General features: G+C 37.2%; 20 protein-coding genes and 1 pseudogene. 7 read left to right on the forward strand and 14 right to left on the reverse strand.

Annotated elements, in window-relative coordinates:
* Nucleotides 1-17: 17 nt before the first annotated feature.
* From Q9317_RS07495 to Q9317_RS07515, 5 genes are all read right to left on the reverse strand, one after another.
* Nucleotides 18-4,913: a S8 family serine peptidase gene (locus Q9317_RS07495; protein ID WP_121791532.1), complete on the reverse strand. Its 4,896-nt coding sequence runs from the start codon at nucleotides 4,911-4,913 to the stop codon at nucleotides 18-20.
* Between the two features lie 178 nt (nucleotides 4,914-5,091).
* Nucleotides 5,092-6,264 carry an L-lactate oxidase gene (gene lctO, locus Q9317_RS07500; protein WP_003101496.1) on the reverse strand — a complete coding sequence of 391 codons (1,173 nt, stop codon included), beginning with the start codon at nucleotides 6,262-6,264 and terminating at the stop codon, nucleotides 5,092-5,094.
* A gap of 131 nt (nucleotides 6,265-6,395) precedes the next feature.
* Nucleotides 6,396-7,916, reverse strand: a complete 1,521-nt coding sequence (locus tag Q9317_RS07505) for an L-lactate permease (RefSeq protein WP_003101498.1) — start codon at nucleotides 7,914-7,916, stop codon at nucleotides 6,396-6,398.
* A gap of 233 nt (nucleotides 7,917-8,149) precedes the next feature.
* The gene (locus Q9317_RS07510) at nucleotides 8,150-8,782 is read right to left on the reverse strand and encodes an SdpI family protein (protein ID WP_003101500.1); all 633 of its coding nucleotides are present in this window, start codon (nucleotides 8,780-8,782) and stop codon (nucleotides 8,150-8,152) included.
* A complete protein-coding gene (locus Q9317_RS07515) occupies nucleotides 8,772-9,050 on the reverse strand; it encodes an autorepressor SdpR family transcription factor (RefSeq protein WP_003101501.1) in 279 nt (92 codons plus the stop codon). Before Q9317_RS07515 ends, Q9317_RS07510 begins: the two co-directional genes overlap by 11 nt.
* A gap of 172 nt (nucleotides 9,051-9,222) precedes the next feature.
* Here Q9317_RS07515 and Q9317_RS07520 point away from each other — a divergent pair, with 172 nt between their 5' ends.
* From Q9317_RS07520 to Q9317_RS07545, 6 genes and pseudogenes are all read left to right on the forward strand, one after another.
* A complete protein-coding gene (locus Q9317_RS07520; RefSeq protein WP_003101503.1) occupies nucleotides 9,223-10,050 on the forward strand; it encodes an exodeoxyribonuclease III in 828 nt (275 codons plus the stop codon).
* Between the two features lies 1 nt (nucleotide 10,051).
* Nucleotides 10,052-10,711 (forward strand): DNA alkylation repair protein, encoded by a 660-nt coding sequence (locus Q9317_RS07525; RefSeq protein WP_003101504.1) that lies wholly within the window; start codon nucleotides 10,052-10,054, stop codon nucleotides 10,709-10,711.
* Nucleotides 10,712-10,858: 147 nt separating this feature from the next.
* Nucleotides 10,859-11,233: a glyoxalase/bleomycin resistance/extradiol dioxygenase family protein gene (locus tag Q9317_RS07530; RefSeq protein WP_003101505.1), complete on the forward strand. Its 375-nt coding sequence runs from the start codon at nucleotides 10,859-10,861 to the stop codon at nucleotides 11,231-11,233.
* Nucleotides 11,234-11,257: 24 nt separating this feature from the next.
* The gene (locus Q9317_RS07535; RefSeq protein ID WP_003101507.1) at nucleotides 11,258-11,674 is read left to right on the forward strand and encodes a VOC family protein; all 417 of its coding nucleotides are present in this window, start codon (nucleotides 11,258-11,260) and stop codon (nucleotides 11,672-11,674) included.
* 150 nt (nucleotides 11,675-11,824) lie between these two features.
* Nucleotides 11,825-12,727: a cation transporter gene (locus tag Q9317_RS07540; RefSeq protein WP_003101510.1), complete on the forward strand. Its 903-nt coding sequence runs from the start codon at nucleotides 11,825-11,827 to the stop codon at nucleotides 12,725-12,727.
* 125 nt (nucleotides 12,728-12,852) lie between these two features.
* Nucleotides 12,853-14,570: pseudogene (locus tag Q9317_RS07545) on the forward strand (IS1182 family transposase).
* On the opposite strand, the gene Q9317_RS07550 reads toward Q9317_RS07545, so the two are convergent.
* Genes Q9317_RS07550 through serC form a run of 3 tightly spaced genes read right to left on the reverse strand, consistent with a single transcriptional unit; the run spans nucleotide 14,532 to nucleotide 17,413 of the window.
* Nucleotides 14,532-15,707 (reverse strand): 3-phosphoglycerate dehydrogenase family protein, encoded by a 1,176-nt coding sequence (locus Q9317_RS07550; RefSeq protein WP_003101520.1) that lies wholly within the window; start codon nucleotides 15,705-15,707, stop codon nucleotides 14,532-14,534. The pseudogene Q9317_RS07545 and the gene Q9317_RS07550 sit on opposite strands and share 39 nt — an antisense overlap.
* A 42-nt stretch (nucleotides 15,708-15,749) precedes the next feature.
* Nucleotides 15,750-16,298 carry a GNAT family N-acetyltransferase gene (locus Q9317_RS07555; protein WP_003101521.1) on the reverse strand — a complete coding sequence of 183 codons (549 nt, stop codon included), beginning with the start codon at nucleotides 16,296-16,298 and terminating at the stop codon, nucleotides 15,750-15,752.
* A gap of 23 nt (nucleotides 16,299-16,321) precedes the next feature.
* Nucleotides 16,322-17,413, reverse strand: a complete 1,092-nt coding sequence (gene serC, locus Q9317_RS07560) for a 3-phosphoserine/phosphohydroxythreonine transaminase (protein ID WP_031239202.1) — start codon at nucleotides 17,411-17,413, stop codon at nucleotides 16,322-16,324.
* A gap of 119 nt (nucleotides 17,414-17,532) precedes the next feature.
* Between serC and Q9317_RS07565 the strand changes: the two genes are divergently transcribed.
* Nucleotides 17,533-18,165 carry a copper homeostasis protein CutC gene (locus tag Q9317_RS07565; RefSeq protein ID WP_003101523.1) on the forward strand — a complete coding sequence of 211 codons (633 nt, stop codon included), beginning with the start codon at nucleotides 17,533-17,535 and terminating at the stop codon, nucleotides 18,163-18,165.
* A gap of 179 nt (nucleotides 18,166-18,344) precedes the next feature.
* Here the strand turns inward: Q9317_RS07565 and rsmI are convergent, their stop codons facing one another.
* The 6 genes from rsmI to Q9317_RS07595 form a co-directional block, all read right to left on the reverse strand.
* On the reverse strand, nucleotides 18,345-19,211 hold the full coding sequence (gene rsmI, locus Q9317_RS07570) for a 16S rRNA (cytidine(1402)-2'-O)-methyltransferase (RefSeq protein WP_003101524.1): 867 nt from the start codon (nucleotides 19,209-19,211) through the stop codon (nucleotides 18,345-18,347).
* 4 nt (nucleotides 19,212-19,215) lie between these two features.
* Nucleotides 19,216-19,494, reverse strand: coding sequence for a DNA replication initiation control protein YabA (gene yabA / locus Q9317_RS07575; protein WP_051009479.1), 279 nt, complete (start codon nucleotides 19,492-19,494; stop codon nucleotides 19,216-19,218).
* A 43-nt stretch (nucleotides 19,495-19,537) separates the two neighbouring features.
* A complete protein-coding gene (gene ricT / locus Q9317_RS07580; protein ID WP_016356097.1) occupies nucleotides 19,538-20,338 on the reverse strand; it encodes a regulatory iron-sulfur-containing complex subunit RicT in 801 nt (266 codons plus the stop codon).
* Nucleotides 20,335-21,210, reverse strand: coding sequence for a DNA polymerase III subunit delta' (locus Q9317_RS07585; protein WP_003101528.1), 876 nt, complete (start codon nucleotides 21,208-21,210; stop codon nucleotides 20,335-20,337). The genes ricT and Q9317_RS07585 overlap by 4 nt, the downstream gene beginning before the upstream one ends.
* A gap of 17 nt (nucleotides 21,211-21,227) precedes the next feature.
* A complete protein-coding gene (gene tmk / locus Q9317_RS07590) occupies nucleotides 21,228-21,860 on the reverse strand; it encodes a dTMP kinase (RefSeq protein WP_003101530.1) in 633 nt (210 codons plus the stop codon).
* 80 nt (nucleotides 21,861-21,940) lie between these two features.
* Nucleotides 21,941-22,603 (reverse strand): CBS domain-containing protein, encoded by a 663-nt coding sequence (locus tag Q9317_RS07595; protein ID WP_003101532.1) that lies wholly within the window; start codon nucleotides 22,601-22,603, stop codon nucleotides 21,941-21,943.
* Nucleotides 22,604-22,610 lie beyond the last annotated feature (7 nt).

Raw genomic sequence — 22,610 nt, forward strand, 5'->3', positions numbered from 1 at the left:
ACTTCTATTTTCACGACTTATTCGCCTTTGTCGTATCTTTTTTGAAAAAATGATAAAGGGGCTAAACACAAGAGTGCAACTCCCGATGAAAGCGATAACAATGCTTGTTTTTCTCCCGTTACAGGAAGCTGTGAAGCCTTATGTTCACCTTGTCTAATAGCATTTTTAAGGAACTCTTTTAGCATTGCAACAGATCCAGCAACATTTTGACCTTCAGATACAGATGGACCGTTACTTACAAGTTGAAGGTAGGATTCAACAAGATCATTTTGAAGCGCATCAATACTTGTTTGACCGCTAATGTGATAACCTTCTGGCAAGGTCACCATAATAGTGTAGCGACCATCACGAACAGTGGCACCGTAAGCATTTGGCACATATAAGGATTTGTCTAAATCAATCAATTGCCCATTTTCTGCTTGTAGCATGACACGGCTTCCTTCTGGTAATAGCTGATTAAAGAAGACTCTAACCATTGCTGGTTCTGATTTTCTTATGACAAAGGCATGGTGAACAAACGCATTCTGTTCACTTATTTCAAGATTAAATAGTTTAGGTGAAACAAGTTCTGCCACATTGTGATCATAGGTTAACAATTCTAAACTATAATGACCAAATGGTAATATCAGCATTTGCGTGCGATCATCGTAGTAGTTGAGTTTATCAATAGCTTGACCATTCTCATCTCTCACCAAGTAAGTAAAAGGAACTTTTGGTCTTTCAATACTGTTGTTGTAAACCAGAGCAATATCAAGAATCCCCTGACCATCACCAACGCTTCTCATCGGTAACAAGCTTGAGTAAACAATATTGCCTGCCATATCTTCAACTAAATAATAGAAATCAGCAGGTGTAACTCCCTCTACCTTAGGTATAGTATAACTACCATCAGCATTCCTTGGAATGAGTACACGACGATCACTGATTGTCACAAGGTCATCAACTGTAGCAATATCATACTTACGCCCTTCTTTTTCTAAGACATAGAAAACCTCTTCACGAGCAATACCAACCTGATTAAGATCAAGAACTTTTCCTGGTTTAAAGAATTCTTTATCCCCATCCTTTTGGAAACTTGCCTTAGTGATTATAGGTTCCTCATGACTCACCAAAATATCATGTTCTTGGCGTTTTACCATTCCAGAAGCATCACGATAAGTAATAACGTAACGGTATGCTCCAGATAGCACTTTTTGCCCCATTTGAGTTTTGCCATCCCATCTTGTCGTGTTTAAATCACCGACTGTAGTCTTTTGAGGACTGGTCCAAATAGCAGAGCTCATCAGCTTATCATCAGCTGCAAAAACAGTGACTTTCAAGTCATGGTAAACTTGGCCTGGCAAGCCTCTAAAGGCAATAAAATCTCTATTCCCATTGTCATTTGGTGACAGAATCAATTGGGACTGATTAGCCTTAACTAAACGACTAAGCGGACGATTACGATTTGTAATCATGATATCTGATTGATTTGTCATTAATCCAGAATCATTGGCAGTCATTTGCAACTTATCCTCAAGAGCATGATGATTTTGGTAATTGCCTTCTTTTAATGTGAAGGTAAAGATGTCTTTTCCAAAGGCCTCAGGTAAGGTTTCTCCCAATTTTGCAATAGCAATATTGCCAGCAAAATCTTCAACCATATAATAGAAGTCGGCTAAGTTAGCCTTGTCAAGTGGTAAGATGAAACCGCCATCTTTAGACTTTCCGACAAAGACTTTGTTATCAGCAACTGAAACATACTTGAAGCCTTGGTTAATCGAAATCGTATAAGGTTTACCATCTTTTTCTTCTAAATAGAAGACACTATCACGAAGAAGCCCAGATTGACCACGATCATGAACATCTAAGGCCTTAAATTCTCTTGTTTCAGGATTAAAACTTGCTAATGTCAAGAGTGGTTTTTCACGGTCGACAATGACATCAAAGACCATTTCTTGGCTTTTTGCACCAATGACATCTGGATAATATGAAACCACGTATTGGTATTTACCATCTGGTAAATCCTCACCACTCAAACTTCGGCCTGAAAATTCAGTTGACAATAGTGTTGTGGATTGTGGAAAGCGAATATCACTATGGTAGTTCTTTTCTCCATTATGAGCCTGACTTGTCCATAACAATTGCTGACGCTTGTGATCATCGGCGCGATAAACACTTGCTTTTAAGCCTTTATATTTTCGTAAAAAGACACCTTTAAATGCTACAAAATCTTGATTTTTATCACCATTTGGTGAAATCGCAAGCACAACATTTCCGGATTGATCTTTTTCTAAAATAAACTTGCCATCCTTATTGCGGTAAGTTCCAAGGGTATGGATACCATTGTCAGAAATTGTTCTAGTTGAGACATTAGCATCAGCTCCAATGGTTACTAAGCCCGTGTAGTGTTTTCCAACATAAATCTCATCTGGTGTTTTAGATTCTTCAAAATAGAAACCTTTTTCTCCCTTAGCTTTTAAGTTATAGATGGATTCTTCAACGACAGCTAAGTTTTGGAATTCTCCTTTAAAGCCAACAAATGGGATGTTAACCTTATCTTTTGTTGAATCAGTGGCATTTTCAAAACGAACAAAACCTTCTAAGAAGTAACCATTTGGCATTTGCTTAGTTAATGTTTTGGTAAACTCTGATACATCCATCGAAACTCTTATGGTTGTTTGACCTTTGGCTGGCACGTCAACAAGGTGCCCTTGATAGCTTTTTAGAGCTACAGAGCTTAAGGTGAAGCGACCGTCTTCTACTTTATCAGTCATTAAATCTGTCACATAGCGAAGCTTTTTAGCATGATTTGACAGGTTATGAACAGTAACATCAAAGCTGATTTTTTCTCCTAGATTTCCTAAAGAAATGCTACCGTAGTTGTCAGAGCCAGTTAGGTAAAGACCACTCGTTACTGCCGCTTGAACATTCAAAAGTCCTGCCCCTTGACGACGTGGAGATGTTGTTAATTGCGTTTTAGGATCCTTATGAATGCTTGCATTGCTCATTAATAAATACTTAACAAGATCAGACATTTCTTCTGTTTTAACGTCAGGATGTTGCGCTTCAATGTATTGTTTAAGCAATAAACTCGCACCTGCAATATAAGGCGAAGCCATACTTGTTCCTGTTTGGCTTCCGTAATGGTTATCATTATAGGTGGAATAAATATCGCCTCCAGGCGCTGTAATATCTGGTTTTAAATACCCATCTGATGTTAATCCCCAACTAGAGAAATGATTCATTTGCTGACTTCTTTGATTTGAAGCTTTTGATAGTTTACTTTCAAATCGTAAACGACCTGTTCCATTCCCATTCAGTTGAGACATAGCTTTACCAAACTCATGTGAAATAAAAGCTGATGGCAACACTTGTCCTTCACTGGTTAAACGCATCTTACGATTAGATTGACCCGGAATATGGTTAAAAATAAGAATCCCTGCGACTTCGTGCTTTTTGGCATTTGCAATCAATTCAACATAAGGATGGTCTAGATGCCGTTCAATAAGAACAATTTTCCCTTTGACCTCTTTGCCAATATAGGCTTGATCAGTTGGTTGGTTAATATAAATAAAATCATAGTCTTTATCAAAGGAAAGGACTTCTTTAATTTTTTTATAGTCAATTGACTCCGTGTATAGTGCTTTACCATGGTCTAAATCAGCACGATTTTCTAAACCTTCAACCTTCATTAAACGGTCAATAATAATCTTATTGTCGATAGCTGCAACAGAAGTTGGAATTTTTCCTGTAGACGGTGAATTGACAATACCATAGTCTGGATTACTTGCGAAGGGATCTGCATGGTCAGAACCAAACAAACGTTCATTACCTGCTGCAACAATGACTGAAACTCCAGCTTTTTTTGCTTTTTCAATTGCAGCCATTAAAGAGGCATTCCCTCCTAAGAAAGACCCATTAGGACCACCTAAACTGAGGTTAATAGCATCAGCACCTAATGCTACCGCATCTTCAATCGCTTTAATGTAGAGGGCTTCACCCGTTCCCATAAAATCATTGGCAAAAACACGCATAAAAATAACTTGCGCTTCTGGTGCCACACCTAAGAAACGCTCTCCAATAGGAGATGCTTCCAATGGGTTGCCAACAGCAATTCCTGTAACATGCATTCCGTGTGATTCGTGCTGACTTTCGTCATCATGACTTGGCCAATCAATAATGTGACTAAAGTCATCCGGATTGATTTGAATGACTGTTTCTTTGGGTTTGTCACTGTTTGACTTAGGGTAAACTCGGTATCTCTTTTTGTCTACACTTTGAACAAGAGTGCTCTCAATAGAGTCTAAAATAGAATCATCTTCTATATCAAAGTCAAAGTCAAAATCAAACTTAACTTCTTTGACCTTATCATTGTTTTCCACATAGTTATGGGCAAAAATGACTTTTTGATTAATCCATTTCCCGTAGTTAATCTTAGCCTTAGCTTTTTGCTGATCCATGTCTTCTGCTGTTTTGAATTTTGCTTGGCTAATGTCACTGATGCGCATAGCTTGGTGATTAACATCAATACCTGTATCAATAATAGCAATGACTTTTCCTTGCCCTTTATAGCCATTTTCCCATGCACCTGAAACTTGAGTCCAATCATGGGTATCTTTATTAATTGGAGCATCTAAAAGAGGAACTGACTCTTCTTTTTCAGCACTACTATCTGCAGATAAAATAGATTCGAGCTCTTTTAAATCTTCTGCTGTTAGCTGATCTGCACTCATAGTCAGTTTGTCTTGATTGCTGTTTTCAGTCTGTCCATCCACTTCTTTTGTAAGTAGAGACGGTGTTTCTTCTGCTATGCTCACTGTTGTTAGCTGATCTGCAGAAACTTGACTTGCTCCCGCAAAAAAGACTGTTCCAATTAAAACAGACACAATCCCTGATTTATATTTTCTTAAGGAAAATCGTTCTTTCTTTTCCACTCTGTAAACTCCTTTAATAACATTTTTCTATCATTTTTCCAATAGAAAATTAATTATTATTTAATCACAAATTGAGGAGAAAAGCAATCTATTCTACTAATAATGGGCAAAGCTTTGAGACAATTTTTGAAACAGCATTAAAAAAACTGCCCTAATATCTGATTGGGCAGTCTAAAGATTAATCTAATTTTAAAGCATTTTGGCTAAATGGAATGGAAGAATCATATGGGTTATGACGCAATTTAAAATGTTTAACATCGTCGATGGTTTGTGTACCAGCTAATTGCATAACCATTTTAAGTTCATCATTAATTTTTTCAAAGACTTGACGTGTTCCTACGCTACCACCCATTGCTAAGCCGTAAATAACAGGACGGCCAAGTGCTACAAGATCTGCACCAGATGCTAAGGCTTTAAAGACATGTTGTCCGCGTCTCACACCAGAATCAAAGACAATTGGTACACGGCGATCAACAGCTTCAGCAACTTCTTGGAGAGAATCAAAGGCTGCTGGACCACCATCTAATTGACGGCCACCATGATTCGTTACCCAAATTCCTGAAGCTCCAGCTTCTAAAGCACGAAAGGCATCTTCTGCACATTGTGGCCCTTTAACATATACAGGCAAGCCTGAATATTGTGCAATGTATTCAACATCTTTTGGTGATAGGGCTTGTTTAGTAGCTTTATAAACATAGTCCATTGTTTTTCCTGCCCCATTTGGGAGATACTCTTGAACAATTGGCATTCCAACAGGGAAAACAAAGCCATTACGCTTATCAACTTCACGGTTTCCACCAACTGTCGCATCAACTGTTAGGACAATTGATTTTACCCCTTCAGCTTTCAAACGGTCCATGATGTGTCTGTTAATACCATCATCTTTACTATAATAGAATTGGAACCAATGTGGTGAATCACCAAGTGTTTGTGAAATTTCAGGTAAATCAGTTGTTGAATAAGAACTGGTTGTATAGATTGTTCCAAATTCTTTAACACCTTTGGCACTTGCGATTTCCCCTTGCTCATTGGCTAATTTGTGCGCCGCGACAGGTGCTAAAATAATTGGTGACGCTAATTTATCGCCATCAAAAGTTATTTCAGTACTTGGATTTTCCACGCCTTTTAATCCGTGAGGAACAATCAATTTATGATTAAATGAACGAATATTTTCATGTAAGGTGAAGGTATCTCCAGCACCACTTGCTATATAACCAAAGGCCCCTTTAGGAATAACTTTTTGAGCCATTTTTTCAAGGTCAAAGACATTTACAAAATCAACGCTGCCTTCAGCACTGCTTGTTTTGAACTCTATAGTAGTCGCATTTATCATTTCTGATTTATTTTCCATTAATATTCTCCTTTAAAAATATTGATAACGCTTACAAGTTATAAGTGAATTATAGACGAATGTTTTTTTGATGTCAAAAGATTTGCTCACAAGTTTTTTGAGTTTAAAAAATATTATTATTAGCCAGTTGCTTATAAATATCCTAGAGCTTTTCCAATAGCAAAAACAACTAAACAGGTCAGTAACATATAGAATGCACAGTACTTAATAACTTCTTTTAAGAGACTACCTTCTTGACCTTCTAAACCAATAGCTACCGCTGCAACTGCAATGCTTTGAGGCGAAATCATTTTTCCTGCAGTTGCCCCTGTCATATTTGCTGCCGCCATCCAATAAGGATTCATGTTCAAATTGTTTGCTGCTTTAACTTGCAACTCACCAAACAAAACATTAGCAGAGGTGTCACTCCCTGTAATAAAAGTCCCTAAAGTACCAATAACTGGTGCGATAAAGGGATAAAATCCTCCCGTTACTGCAACTAAACTAACAGCAATTGTATTAATCATTCCACTATAGCTCATTACTTTGGATAAGGCTACAATAGATGCTACCGTCACCATCGTCTTGGTCAATTGTTTAATACTTTTGCCTAAAATTGATCCAATTTCTTTAAAGGACATGCCTTGAATTAAGCCAGCTATAAAAGTTGCTAAAATAATCATTGTCCCAGGCGAGGTCAGCCATTTAATGGTGTAAGGTTTAGCGTGCTCACCTGTGTAAATCGAAACTGTGGTTGAAACTTTTGCAAGTAGCTGATTGATTGCTGGAAATAAAGAAGATGTTAGCATAATAAAAAGAAAAACAAGGATAAAAGGCAAGCAAGCCATAATGCCTTCTTTAAAAGCAACGTCTCCTCCTACTGGACTTGCATTTTTTCCTCTTTCACGTAAGTTGACAAACAAAATAGTGACTAAGATACAAAAAAGTGAACCTATAATTGAGGGAAGTTCTGCTCCTAAATAGTTAGAAACAAGGATTTGAGGAAGTGCAAATGCTAAACCAGAAGCTAAGGTTATGCCAAAAACACCTTTAATTGGCCTTTTCCCCTCTCCAGTTAATGAAACAAGAACAAATGGAATAGCAACAATGAGAATAAATAATTGCAAAGAAACAATAACTGAAAGTTGTTTTACTTCAAGTCCTGTTACCTGCGCTAATGTGGTCACAGGCAAGCCGATAGCACCAAAAGCTGTAGGAGTGGTATTAGCAATTAAGCAAATCAATGCAGCGCGCAAGGGTTTCATGCCTAAAGCGACTAGAATACTTGCTGGTATGGCAACCGCAGTTCCAAAACCTGCAATAGCTTCAAGAAAACCACCAAAACCCCATGCAAGAATAAGTACTAAAATACGTTTATCTTCAGTAATTGTCATTAATAAACGCTTGATAACAGTCATTCCACCTGAAGCAGTTGTTAGATTATAAGTAAAAACAGCAGCTACAATAATATAAATGATAGGCCAAAATCCCATCATAGCACCTTCTAAGCCAGCAGTTAAACCATCTTTGATACTGAAATGAAAACCAATAATACTGGTTAAAAGAGTGATGATTAACCCTATAAAACAGGCCAAATCTCCTCGCATTCGGAAAACGGCTAACGATAAAATTAACCACAAAATTGGAATGATTGCTAATATTGCTTGAAACATATGGTTTAAAACCTCGCTTTTTATATAATGAAAACAGTTATAATTTGTTAGCGCTTTCAAATATTATCTTTATAATAATAAACATTAATCTATTAGTCAAATCTAATGCTCACTTTTTTGGCTTGTGATTATTTTTTTAATTTTACCAGTTTAAATTAAAAAGACCCTACAAATCACCATTTGCAGAGTTACTCATCAGCTAAATCGTTAAAAGATTGTGAAATCCTTTTTCCTTAATTATCATTTTTAAATAAACGATAAGAATAAATCATGGGCACTACTAGTATGACAGCTAAAGAAATGAAAATAATTGATCCATTTTCAATCCCAAACAAACCAAAAATGAATAGGGCTAAACCACCAACTACCCAAAGTTTTCCAGCAAGACGATGAGTCTTGTTCCAGTTAGTCTCATCATTTAAAGTCCATGGTAACTTAATCCCTACAGTATAGTTTTGTCTAACTTTAGGTAGATAATTTCCTAAAACCAAGAACAAGAGCCCCAAAAAAAGGTTGGCATTAAAAACACTTATTTTCGTAAAGCCAGAGGCTACCAAAAAGACCATCGACTGTGCAAAAATAGAAATCACAGGAACAATCCAATAAATAAGATGTTGCATTTTGCCAAGACCTCCTGATTTTGGATCTTTTGATGTTAGCCAAATGCAAAAAAGATGTGTCAAAAGCATAACCCCTGGCAAGAAAAAAACTGCTTCAAATTTACTTGAATAGCCATCTGGTTTTCCTGAAAAATCAAAATGTGTTGCTATTTGCTCAGGCAATTGTCGCCATAAAAGGAGACCAATGACAATAGGTAGCAAGACAATTAGACTTGTTATGAGTAATACGTTTTTCTTAATTTTCATGATTAGAATCTCCTTTAATAGCTTGTAGCCATGCCATAATATCTTCTAAAACGGAGGTATTAATATCATAATAAATAAAATTTTTGACCTTCGTTTCACTGATTAAGTCTGCTTTTTTGAGAATGTTTAAATGATATGAAACAGAAGCCTGAGCTAAGTCAAATCGAGCAGCAATGTCACCTGCTGACATCTGACCATCCTTCAAAAGCGTCAAGATTTCTCTTCTAGCTGGATCTGACAAAGCTTTAAATGTTTGTGCAAAGGACAAATGGATCACCTCTATCTATTTAGAATATTTTCTAAATAGATTATAGCACTTTCTTTGCAGAAAACAATAATTATTTCGAATTTTTTTGAAATAGATTTAAAGCTTGAAAAATAGCTTGATAAGGCTTTTTTTGCTAAAATAAGGACAGTACAAATTAGAAAGACGAACTCAAATGAAATTAATCTCATGGAATATTGATTCCTTAAATGCTGCCCTAACTGCTGAATCTCCCCGTGCCTTATTATCACGCGCTGTTATTGACACTCTTGTTGCTCATGATGCTGATATCATTGCTATTCAAGAAACCAAACTCTCTGCAACAGGACCAAGTAAAAAACACTTAGAAGCTCTAGACAACTATTTTCCAGGCTACCATAATGTTTGGCGTTCTTCTATTGAGCCAGCTCGTAAAGGCTATGCTGGAACTTTATTTTTATACAAAGAAAACCTAACTCCTAAAGTAAGCTTCCCTGAGATTGGAGCTCCAACAACCATGGACTCCGAAGGGCGAATCATCACACTTGAATTTGATGATTACTTCGTGACTCAGGTTTATACCCCAAATGCTGGAGATGCCTTAAAACGCTTAGAAGACCGTCAGGCTTGGGATATTGCTTATGCTAATTACCTGGTTAAACTTGATCAGCAAAAACCAGTTCTTGCAACAGGCGACTACAATGTTGCTCACGAGGAAATTGACTTGGCAAATCCAGCAAGTAACAGACGCTCTGCTGGCTTTACTGACGAAGAACGTCAAGGCTTTACAAACCTACTTTCAAAAGGCTTTACTGATACTTTTCGTCACCTTCATGGCAATATTCCAAATGTCTATACCTGGTGGGCACAACGTAGTAAAACCAGTAAAATCAATAACACAGGCTGGAGAATTGATTATTGGCTAACATCGAATCGTCTTGCTGATAAAATCATAAGATCTGAAATGATAGATTCTGGTAGTCGTCAGGACCATACCCCAATCCTGCTAGAAATTGATTTATAATATGGGAACTATTCGATTTCAACACCTGCAAAAAACATTTGAAGAAAAAGAAAATCCGCAACAAGCTAAAAAAATGGCTGCCTATATGAAACATCATTTTGATTTCTATGGCATTCAAACGCCTGAACGACGTCTCATTTATAAATCACTTATTGCTGAGGATAAAAAAGCCAAAATTATGGATTGGCAACTCCTTGATTTAGCGTGGAATAGCCCCAAAAGAGAGCTCCATTATTTTGTTTGTGATTACCTAAAAGCCATGCAAAGCAGACTAAACTATGACCATGTGCCACAACTTTTAACTTATGCTTCCACTAATCAGTGGTGGGATTCTATTGATCATTTTGACCGTATTTTGGGCAAAATTGCTGACGCTAGAATTCCTCAGCTCATGCTTGATTTATCTGTTTCTGATGACATGTGGATGCGACGAATTGCTATTGATCATCAATTAGGGGAAAAGGAAAAAACCAATACTCAACTGTTAGAAACGATTATTCTAAACAACCTTGGGAGTAAAGAATTTTTCATCAACAAAGCAATCGGGTGGAGCTTAAGAGACTACTCCAAAGTCAATCCAGATTGGGTTACAGCATTTATAACTAAAAACCAAAAATTGCTAGCACCACTCTCTATCCGTGAAGCAAGTAAATACCTTTGAAACACCTTTAAGAGGTGTTTTTTTCAAGGAAAAACTGTGTTTTTGTTTCATGGGAATTTTTTGAAATTTTAAGTTAAAATAATTGTCATTTGTAGCAGCAAAGGATATAATAACCTATCACTAAATATTACTAAATGGAGAGAAATCATGATTTCAAAATCTACAACTATGCTTTATGTTGATGACACCAAAGCAGCAATGACTTTCTGGACTGAACAAATGGGGTTTGTTCTCATCAATTCTGTTGAAGCTCAAGGCTATATGTCCTATGAAATGGCACCATCTGCTGATTCTGCTACAAAGTTTGGACTTCACACTAAAGAACTTGTCGCAAAAGCTAATCCTGGAATGAACGTTGACTTTCCTTCACTTCTTTTTGAAACAGATGACCTTGAAGCTGAATACAAATCACTAACTGAAGCTGGGGTTACTACTAATCCTATTATGGAATACCAAGGAATGGTGCACTTCACTTTCTGCGATAATGAAGGCAACTACATTGCTATTCGTCAAACAAACTAATCACCAAAACTAAAGGAGAATACCGTGGTAACTGCAATTAATGTTTATCTAATTACAAATGGAAATGGCAAAGAAGCTGTCGCATTTTACAAAGATGCCTTTAATGCCCAAGTTAACAACCTCATGTTCTGGAAAGATGGCGTTCCAGACTGTCCTAAAGACCGTGAAGATTTAGTCATGAATGCCCAATTAGAATTCAACGGCATCAGACTTCAGTTATCTGATGAAAATCCTGATTTCGATTATAAAGCTGGTGGTAATATGTCTGCTGCTATTATTGTTGATAGTGTTGAAGAAGCTAATGCACTTTATGAAAAATTAACTGTTAATGCCCAAGAAATTGTTATGGAAATGCAAGAAATGTTCTGGAGTCCAGCATATGCAAACTTCATTGACCAGTTTGGAATCATGTGGCAAATCAATACTGAGTTAGCCCAGTAATCCTATAAAAAATGAACTGATGAAAACATCAGTTTATTTTTTTGAAATAAGTGACTTCTTAAAAACGAAACATTAGAGTCACTTTTGAATTCTAAGCTTTTTCATGTTACAATAATAGTAAGTCAATTTCATATCTTATCAGGAGGTCAAATGAATTTTAAAACAATTGAGAACAAAGCATTGCTAGTATCCTCTAGTATCAACTTCATCAATGCTCTTGCAGGTGTTGTTGTTTATATCATAACAGGATTAAACGCCTTACTCTTAGATAGTGTTTTTTCTATTATTGGCTTCATTGCATCAGTTGCTGCTATCTATATCAGTAAAAATAGCCACAAAAAAACAGAACATTTCCCTAATGGCATGTATTTTCTAGAACCACTTTTTGGAGTCTTAAAATCCATTGCCACACTCATGCTCCTACTTGTTGCTTTTTTGGAAAGTAGCGCTGTTGCATTTGCATATTTTGCTCATGGTGAAGGTGACATTATTGTTACTGGTCCAGCTCTTCCTTATACTTTAATAACAGGAACAATCTGTTTCATGTTGGCAATCTATAATAGTAAAACCAACCAAAAAATTCAAAAAATGAGTACCATTTTAGAAGCAGAAAGTAAGGCTAATTTAGTGGATGGTTTAATTTCTATCGGAATTGGTATCTCTATTTTAATTCTTAGTGTCATCTCAATAGATGGGCAACTAGGATTTCTCCACTATACTGCTGATTTTTTCATCACGCTCATCTTAGTTCTCCTGTCAGTTAAAGAGCCCCTCCATGTTCTTGTCCAGTCCTTTAAAGAGTTTGCGAATTCAACCATTCAAAATGATCACATCAAACATCATGTTGATGCTATTTTTAATGAAATGATTGGTCACAGGCTTGATGACCTTGATATTTTCGTCCATAAACAAGGTATGCATATTAGCGTCAAAGTTTTTATTAATACGATTGAAAATACTAGTCTCATTGATGAATTAGCCTCCGAAAAAGCAAACCTTATTAATCGACTACGAAAAGATTTTCAGCAAATCAGTTTGGAATTTACATTTTAAAAGAGGCTGGGCAAAAAGTAGCTTCAGAATAGAAAAAACGAGCATTTCCGCAGTTGGAGATGCTCGTTTTCCTATGTCATGGTTTATAATTATAATAACGACAAAACAACTAGAAAGCCATGACTATGTATAAAGAGTATAACACAAATCAACTCAGTTTGGAATTAAATCTTGCCTACGATATTCCAATGAATCATGAGGTTAGATTAATCAGTCTCTTTGTGGACAGTATTCCAAATCATATTTTGCTTGAAGAGACGTCTCACACTGGTCGTCCTGCCTTTCATCCTGCCATGCTTTTGAAGATGACGCTCTTCGCCTATGCCCGCCAGGTCTTTTCTGGTCGCAAAATAGTTCAGATGAATGAAGAAGTCATTCCCATGAAATGGTTGAGCCAGGACACCTACGTTAGCTATAAAACCATCAATAATTTTCGTTCTAGTAAACATGCCAATAACCTAATTAAGACCGCCTTTATTTATTTCACCCTCCTCATGCGTGAGAATGGCATGATTGAAGATGATGCTCTCTTTATCGATGGCACCAAGCTAGAAGCTGATGCTAATCTCTACTCTTTCACTTGGAAAAGAGCTGTTGATAAATACGAAGAGGCACTAAACGGAAAAATCTCAGAACTCTATGACCAGCTGGTTCAAGAGGGGGTAAACCTAGCTCTGTCTAAAGAAGAATGCGAAACCAGCGAGGGGTTAGTGCGCCTTTTAGAAGACACTGAACAGGCCTTGGCGGAAGTTGAGAAATCAATTTCTGAGGAACCAAAAGTTATCAAGGGAGGTTCTGCCAATAAACAAAAGCGACGTCGTATTAAGAAACTGCGCAACCAGTTGAGAAAGGATTATCTCCCTCGTAAGCAACGCTATGAGGAGGCTAGAGAGATTCTAGAAGAGCGTAACTCTTTCTCCAAAACGGACCACGATGCCACTTTTATGCGAATGAAAGAGGACCACATGATGAATGGCCAGCTCAAACCTGGCTATAATGTTCAAGCTGCCACCAATGGTCAATATGTTCTTGCATATGATATATTTCCAAATCCAACGGACACCCGAACCCTGAAACCATTTCTCCAATCCATTCAAACTCTGGACCTCTTCCAAAATATTGTCGCCGATGCCGGTTATGGCAGTGAGGAGAATTATAGTTTTATCATTGATGAGTTGGAGAAATCTCCTCTGATTCCCTATGGCATGTACCAGAAGGAATTGACTAAGAAATATAAAAACAGTCCTACTAATCCAAATAATTGGGACTACCTTGAAGAAACAGACCAATTCATTAAACCAGATGGTGTTGTTTATTCCTTTAAATATTACTCTCGTAGAAAAGATAAGTATGGCTTTGAACGGGATTTCAAGATTTATGAGGCAGAAAAAATACAAAGCACGGAAGAGTTGGAAAAACTTTCCAAAACAGAAAGTGGTCGCCAGAAACAGATCCATTACAATCCAACTTGGAATTACTTTAAAGAACTCATAAAGGAAGAATTACATAGCGAAGATGGCTCTCGAATCTATGCCAAACGGAAAATCGATGTCGAACCCGTTTTTGGCCGATTGAAGAGTGTTTTTGGCGTGCGTAGAGTCCATGTCAGAGGCAATCAAGCCGTCCAAACGGAGGTTGGATTCCTCTTCATGAGTATGAATCTCACGAAATTAGCTAAGAATCTCGACTCTAAAACTTCAAATACTCAAAAACCACACAGTGATTTTTTCATCTTGATTGTTTTCAAGACTGAAATCTCTGCGTGGTTTTATTTGAAGCTACTTTTTGCCCAGCCTCTTTAAGGCTATTTTGTAATCAGACGAACACTAATAATATTCTCTGATTGCTTAAACTCTTGAACCAGGGCATCAATTTTAGTTTGATCACATTCATCTAAGTCAAGAAGAGTGTAAGCATAATTCCCCTTTGAACGGTTGATGATATTAGCAATATTGATATTAGCTTCAGATACTGCTGTAGAAATATGGGCAACGATATTTGGCACATTTTTGTTAATTAAGGTAATACGATAGGGTGCTGTTAAAGCTTGATGGACATTTGGAAAGTTCACAGCATTGGTGATCTCACCTGTCTCCATAAAGCGGCGAATGGTTTGACTAGCCATAATCGCACAATTGAGTTCTGCTTCTTCAGTGGATCCACCAAGGTGTGGAAAAACGGTCACTTTTTCTTTATTAAGTAAGTCTTCTGTCCCAAAATCAGTGATGTAACGTTTGACGACACCAGTTTCAATAGCTTCGAATAAAGCTTGCTGATCGACCAATTCTGCTCTGGCGAAATTAATGATAGTTGTTGATTTTTTCATTAGAGCAAAAGCTTCACTGTTAAAGGTGTCTTTAGTTTCATCTGTCAATGGAACGTGAATGGTGATATAGTCACACTCTCTAAAAATTTCTTTAATATCATTGACCCTTTTAACATGACTAGAAATGTTCCAAGCTGTTTCAATAGAAACAAAAGGATCATAACCTAAAACAGTCATGCCAAGTCTGTAAGCGTCGTTAGCAATACGTCCGCCAATTGCACCAAGTCCAATAACACCAAGTGTTTTGCCATTGATTTCTGAGCCAGCAAATTGGTTTTTGCCAGCTTCAATTTGTTTTGGAACATCTTTGCCAGTGAGTGTATTGGTCCACTGATGAGCTGAAATGTAATCTCTGGCAGAAAGGAGTATTGCTGTCAAAACAGCTTCCTTCACTGCATTTGCATTGGCACCCGGGGTATTAAAAACAACAATTCCAGCAGCTGTTGCTTCGTCAATCGGAATATTGTTTGTTCCAGCACCTGCACGAGCAATCGCTTTTAAATGACTCGGAAAAGCAAAGCCATGTAAATTTTGACTCCGAATAATATAGGCATCTGGGTTTTCAGCCAAATCACCATCAATTTGAAACTGATTACCTAATTCCTTTAAGCCAATTGGGTTAATGTTATTAAATGTTTTGACGCTATATACCATATTTTTAAAAAGCTGGGTCTAACCCAGCACTCCATTTCTACCTTAAAATCCATTGAGATTATCTTCATCAATTTCGTGATAATCTGCTTTTTCATGTTCTTTTTTGAGTTTTTGATAGGCCAGACGAACACCATCCAAAGGTACCTTACCACAGTAGACGTAACCTAATTTTTCAAGAACATGTTGCATAGCAATATTTTTTTCATGTGTATCACAACGAAAATCTTCTTGATCAAACCCTTCAATGAGGCATTGAATAAAAGTTTGCGCAATAGCTTGCCCTTGATGGTCTGCAGACACTGCAATACGATGAAAGGTTAAATAGTTTTTCTGATGATTTAACCACTGCCCCTCATAGATGGCATTATAAGCTGCTTCATTACCATAAATAGCTGCCGCATAAGCAACAATGTTACCATCAATTAAAGCCACATAGCCTTGACCTTTTAGAATATCATCACTAATATCCTCCTGACTTGGATAACGACCTTGCCATTGATCACTCCCATAAGCAGCAATAACCTTACGAGCAGACTCAATAATGCTTACAATAGGAGCGATTTCATTTGGAAAAGCTAATCTAATCTCCATCTTTCAAAAACTCTCACATTCTTTTAGTTATTTTTTGCTTCAAAGTCTTTCATAAAGCTAATTAAAGCTATAACACCTTCTTGTGGAAAGGCATTGTAAAGACTGGCTCTCATACCACCCACACTCCTGTGTCCCTTAATATTTTTAAATCCTGCAGCATCAGCTTCCTTAACAAAGAGTGCATCTAGTTCCTTACTAGGTGTTGTAAAGGGAATGTTAGCCACTGAACGCTCTTTGGGATTCTTAACGGGATTCTTGTAAAACTCCGACTGATCAATAAAATCATATAGAAGACCTGACTTATGACGGTTTATTTTTGCCATCTGATCTAAGCCACCTAGTTCTTTTACCCACTCAAAGACCATCTTAGCAATATAAATGCTATAAGCCGGTGGCGTATTATAAAGCGACTTAGCATCTGCTTGTATGCTGTAGTCTAACATGCTTGACATAGCTGGCGCGTCATTAATCAAATCTTCCCTAATAATCACCAGCGTTACACCAGCTGGCCCAATATTTTTTTGAGCCCCTGCATAAATCATACCAAAGTCTTCAACCCGGTAGCGGACAGCTAAAATATTTGAAGACATATCTGCCACAATAGGAACGCCATTTGTATCTGGAAGATCATAAATTGCTGTTCCTTCAATGGTATTATTGGTCGTCAAATGAACATATGCAGCTTCTGGGTCAATTGTTTTTGCATCAAAGTCAGGAATACCATTAAAAGCAGTTGCTTCTGAAGAAGCTAGTAAAATCGGTTCAAAGGGAATAGTTTTTGCTAACATTACAGCTTCAGTGTAAGCTTTTTTCCCCCAAGAACCAGCCACATGATAATAGGCTTTTTTACCTTTGGCAACATTTAATGGTATCATGCTAAATTGAGTTGATGCACCACCTTGTAAAAAGAGAACACGGTAATTATCAGGAATTGCCATTAATTCCCTTAATAAATATTCAGCATCAGTGATAATAGATTCAAATTCTTTGGATCGGTGCGACAATTCCAAGACACTCATGCCGCTAGATTGGTAATCAAGCATCTCAGCTTGCGCCTTTTCAAGCACGGGTTTTGGCAATACTGCAGGACCTGCAGAAAAATTATAAATTGTCATCATAACACCTCCGTATAATAATAGAGAGTATAGCATAATTTTCAGAATTTTACAAAGACTTTTTAGCTATTATTTTCACAAAGAAGCATGGTATAATATAGGCATTAAAGGAGACAAACATGTTAATTAAAGAATTTTGTGCTGAAAACTTAACCCTGCTTCCCCAATTGCAAAGTGGACAAGTCAATCGTGTGGAATTATGTGATAATCTAGCCGTTGGCGGCACTACACCTTCCTATGGTGTTATCAAAGAAGCTTGCCAACTGCTCCACGAAAAAGCAATCACTGTTGCGACAATGATTAGACCACGCGGTGGTAACTTTGTCTACAATGACTTGGAGTTAAAAGCTATGGAAGAAGATATTCTTAAAGCTATTGAGGCTGGTTCAGATGCTTTAGTGATGGGATTGCTAACTGATGATAATCTTTTAGATTCGGATGCTATTGAGCAACTTCTTCCTTCAACACAAGGACTTCCTCTTGTTTTTCACATGGCTTTTGATGCAATTCCACATGAAAAACAGGCTGAAGCTATTGAAAGGTTGATTGAATATGGCTTTGTACGTATCCTACTTCATGGATCAACTGATCAAAAATCAGTTGCTGATAATGCAGCAGCTATTAAAGAATTGGTAACACTTGCTAATGGTCGTATTGAAATCATGATTGGCGGTGGGGTGACTGCCGAAAATGCCGAAGAGTTAAGCAAACTAACAGGAACAACTAGTGTTCATGGAACAAAAATCATTTAACAGATCATCACGAACTTGCTTTGAGGCAAGTTTTTTTGACTCAAAAAAAGAGGCTGGGCAAAAATGCTAAAAAATAGAAAACGGCTTAGAATAACGTCGTCAGAAACGTTAATTCTAAGCCATTTTTGGTTATTATAATTTTAATAGAAAGTCTAAATTTTGAGTTTTGCCCAGCCTCTTTAAGTAAGCTCATGGTAAGCTTGGTAAAGTTCTTGCCGGTTAAGTTTGTATTTTTTAGCAATGCTTTTGATAGCTGCATTGGGCTTTGCTCCAGCCGCAACTTCTTCTTTCACTAGGGAGATAGGATCCAATTGCTCACTCTCTTCTAAGACTTGGTCCTTATTTTGTCCCTCAACAATCAAAAGACATTCTCCTTTTAAGGGATGTTCTTCTAGAAAGCTCAGCAATTCACTAATACTGCCTCGTTGGTATTCTTCATAGAGTTTCGTCAACTCTCTAACAAGGACAACTTGCCGGTTACCATAGACAGAAAGCATATTAGCTAAGGTATCTGCGACGCGAAATGGCGATTCATAGAAAATCTGCGTTTCTGGATAGGTCACTTTTTCTTGGAAAAATGCTTTTTGTTGGCCAGATTTACGAGGTAAAAAACCAAAGAAAAGATGAGGTTGAGGTGCAATACCGCTAGCAATTAAAGCTGTTATTCCAGCTGATGCACCCGGAAGAGAAACAACCGTGATATCACTTTTGATAGCTTCTTTGACCAAATCATGACCAGGATCAGAGATTGATGGCATGCCTGCATCCGAAACTTGAGCAAGATTTTTCCCCTCTTTTAACAGTTCAATCAAATCTGGAATTTTCTCATAAGCATTATGCTCATGGAAACTGATTTGTTTGGTACTTATGTCAAAGTGCTTCAAAAGAATACCTGTATTTCTAGTATCCTCAGCACAAATAAAATCAACGTCTTCTAAGACTGACACCGCTCGATAAGTCATGTCCTGCAAATTTCCTATTGGGGTAGGAACAAGATAGAGTGTTCCTGTCTCTTTTTGAGTTTTAAAACTTTTTTGAATCTGCATTTGCTTACTTTCTGTCTAAGAGTTCTCTACAGAACATGCACTCTTCATCATTTTCACGGCGTTGCCCATAAAAGAAATTACAAATATGAAAACCTTCTTCATAAATACTCTCCAAATGGTCTTTACCGTGGTTATGACTTGTCGGTGATTTTGCAATATTTTCTTGTTCTAATTGATTGAGTCGGTCACGCAATTTTGTGTTTTCAATGCGCAAAACGGTATTTTCTTCAAGCATGGCTTGAACTTGTTTTTTCATAGCTTCAATATCTGCTAGTGTTACCATGAGATTCTGTGAAAACCCATCAAAGGCATCAAATAACTCTCTCTTATTTACCAACTGTAACCTCCTCTAAGGCATATGTCATAAGTGTTTGTTTATCTTCAAATTTTAACTGTAGTGTCTCTGCAAACAAGTCTATGCCGACAACTGTTGCAGTCCCTTCTTTGGTTTCTACTTTTGCACCATAGTCAGGAAATTTTTGCTTGCACTCTTGGTAAAAGGCATCTTCATATTGAAGGCAACAGAGCAAGCGTCCACAATTACCTGTTGTCTTCCCATTATTTAAGGATAAGCCCTGATTTTTCAACATTTTAATGGAAACCGTAGGAAATTCTCCTAAAAAACTAGAACAACAAAGTGGGCGTCCACATGGTCCTAAACCACCATAAAGTTTTGCTTCTTCACGGCTATTTATTTGGCGCAGTTCAATTCGCGTCTTAAATAGGCTGGCTAAATCTTTTAGGAGTTGACGAAAATCAACCCTCTCCTCAGCCGAAAATGTTATTAAGACATAACTTCTTTCCAGTGAAAAAACAATGTCAATCAGCTTCAGCTCAAGCTGATTAAGCACAAAGAGCTCTTTAACACGCTCACGTGATTCCTGAGCATAATCTGCATTGTTTGTAAAAGCCTTTAGGTCACGATCATTTGGTTTTCTAAGATGATAGGAAGAATCTACAGAAACCTGTTTTCCATTCAAATCCTTAGCCAGGAAGTAAACCTTAGCCATACGACTTCCTTTAGCATCTTTAACAACTACCCAATCAGAAAGCCTGAAATCCTCAGTAGTCTGTGCATATTTTATCAAGTCTGATTCATTGTATTTAAAACCAATAATTCTTATCATGACATCACCATATATTCCAATGCATTTTGAAAATTGACATTGCTTTGCCACATTAACCTAGCTTGATAAAGCCCTTGTAGGTATCTAATGGCTTTTTGTTGAGAATAATCCTTAGCCAATTGATTGGTAAGGCATTTTAAAACGAAATCTTGATCTGATTTTTCTGTAGCTTGCGCTGCCAAACGGCTAACCTCTAAGTAGGCTAGATTAGTATCTGTTAGAAGCAAAGAAGCAAATTTTTGGCTAAGTGAAATCAATTCCAAACATTTATTATCCTGAGCAAATTTCTCTAACTCCTGAGGATTTTTAGCCAGCTTAGCCAATAAATCTGCCTGACTTTTTAAGAGCCCTAGTTTTTGAGCCTCTAGTGATAAAAAGGCTTCGTCCTTTGGAAAATGAAAGATCTGTGTTCGACTTTTGATTGTTGGAAGAACTTGCGATTGATCATTTGTTAACAAAAAAATATAAGAATTACTTTGAGGTTCTTCAATGTATTTCAATAAGCTGTTTGCAGCATTCACATGCATTTTATCACAGTCTCTAATGATGAACACCTGATTTTTACTCTCGTAACCCGTCTGCGAGAAATTTTTCATCATTTCCTTCACAGTGTCAGTTTTGATAACCTGTCCAAGGGGTTCTAAAATGGTAACATCGGAAAAATCATTGGCTTCAATTAACTGGCAGGTACGACAGTTTAAACAAGGCAAATGATTTTGTAAATTGTCACAAAAACAGGCTTTAGCCAAAAAGAGGGCCATGTCAAAATTGGCATAATCACCTGAAAAGAGATAGGCATGGTGAAGTCTATTTTTTTGTAAAATATCACAAAAAGAAGCGTAGCTCTTTGGAGCCATTTCTTCGATTAACATTCCTACCTTCCTTTCTTTTAGCCAAACCGCTTCATAAGAACAGCTAATGCATCTTGAATCACTTTTTCTAAACTCTGCGAAGCATCAATTGTCACAATCCGATCTGGATTTTCCTTAGCCAATGCTAAATAGCCTTGACGTACTTTTTTGTGCATGTCTATTTTTTCAAGATCCAATCGATTAATCTCACGGTCTTTATTTTGTTCAATCCGAGCTAGACCAACTTCTGATGGCACATCAAAATATAAGGTTAAATCGGGGGTTATAAAATCCGTTGCAAAATCATTCAACCATTGAATGTCTTGCTTTTCAATGCCTCGTCCTGCCCCCTGATAAGCAACTGAACTGTCAATGAAACGGTCAATCAAAACCAAATTGCCTTTTTTAACAGCGGGTAGAACCTTTTCTACCAAATGCTGGCGACGCGCAGCGATGTATAATAGTAATTCTGTTTTGTAATCCATCTCGGTATGATTAACATCCAAAATGAGGGAACGAATACTTTCTGCTATAGCCACTCCACCTGGTTCTCTGGTGCTTATAATACCTTGAGTAAACTCTTCTTGAAGTAAGGGGATTAAGCCTTCTAAAACACTTGTTTTACCAGCACCATCCGGACCTTCTAGTGTAATAATAATACCTTTAGTCATTTGTTTTCCTTTTTCTTTGTACTCCTTTTATTCTACCAAAAAATCATTAAAAAAGCACTGCCTATTATAGGCAGTACCCCTTAATTAATATCATTTTTTGCAACAGTATGCTGAATATCTCTTACCACAATTCCTGTTTGTGATAATATCGCTCTAAGATTTTCAGGATCTGTTTGACCATCAATCTGAACTTCAATAATGGTTTTCCCACTTGCACGGGTATCAACTACGGTTCTTCTTATATTGAGATTTTCCTTTGAAATACTTTCTGCTACTTTAGCTAGGACACCTACAGTATCCTCACTCTCTAAAACAACACGAATCCCCTCAATACCGTAGCCCGATACATGAAGAAAGGCTTTAAAAACATCACGATCTGTGATAATGCCACAAAGCTCTCCCTCATCCAAAACAGGTAAAACACCTATCTTATGTTGAAGCATCAGATAAATAGCATCTTCTAAACTTGCATCTGGAGAGACTGTAATCACTTTTTTAATCATGATATCACGAATTTTAGTTTTATTGAGCAAATAGTTCATTTCGTAAATTGATAAACTCGTTGCCTTAGAAGGGCTTGCATCAGCCATTGTTCCTGCTGTAACAAGTCCAACTAAACCTCCCTTATCAAGAACAGGAAGACGACGCAAATCCTGATCACGCATCAAGTCTGCTGCTTCTGCTACTCTTGTTTCAGGAGTAATTGTTACCACATCTTGTGTCATATAATCTTTTACTGACATAATTTTT

This window comes from Streptococcus iniae, from assembly GCF_030732225.1.
Taxonomy (GTDB): Bacteria; Bacillota; Bacilli; order Lactobacillales; family Streptococcaceae; genus Streptococcus; species Streptococcus iniae.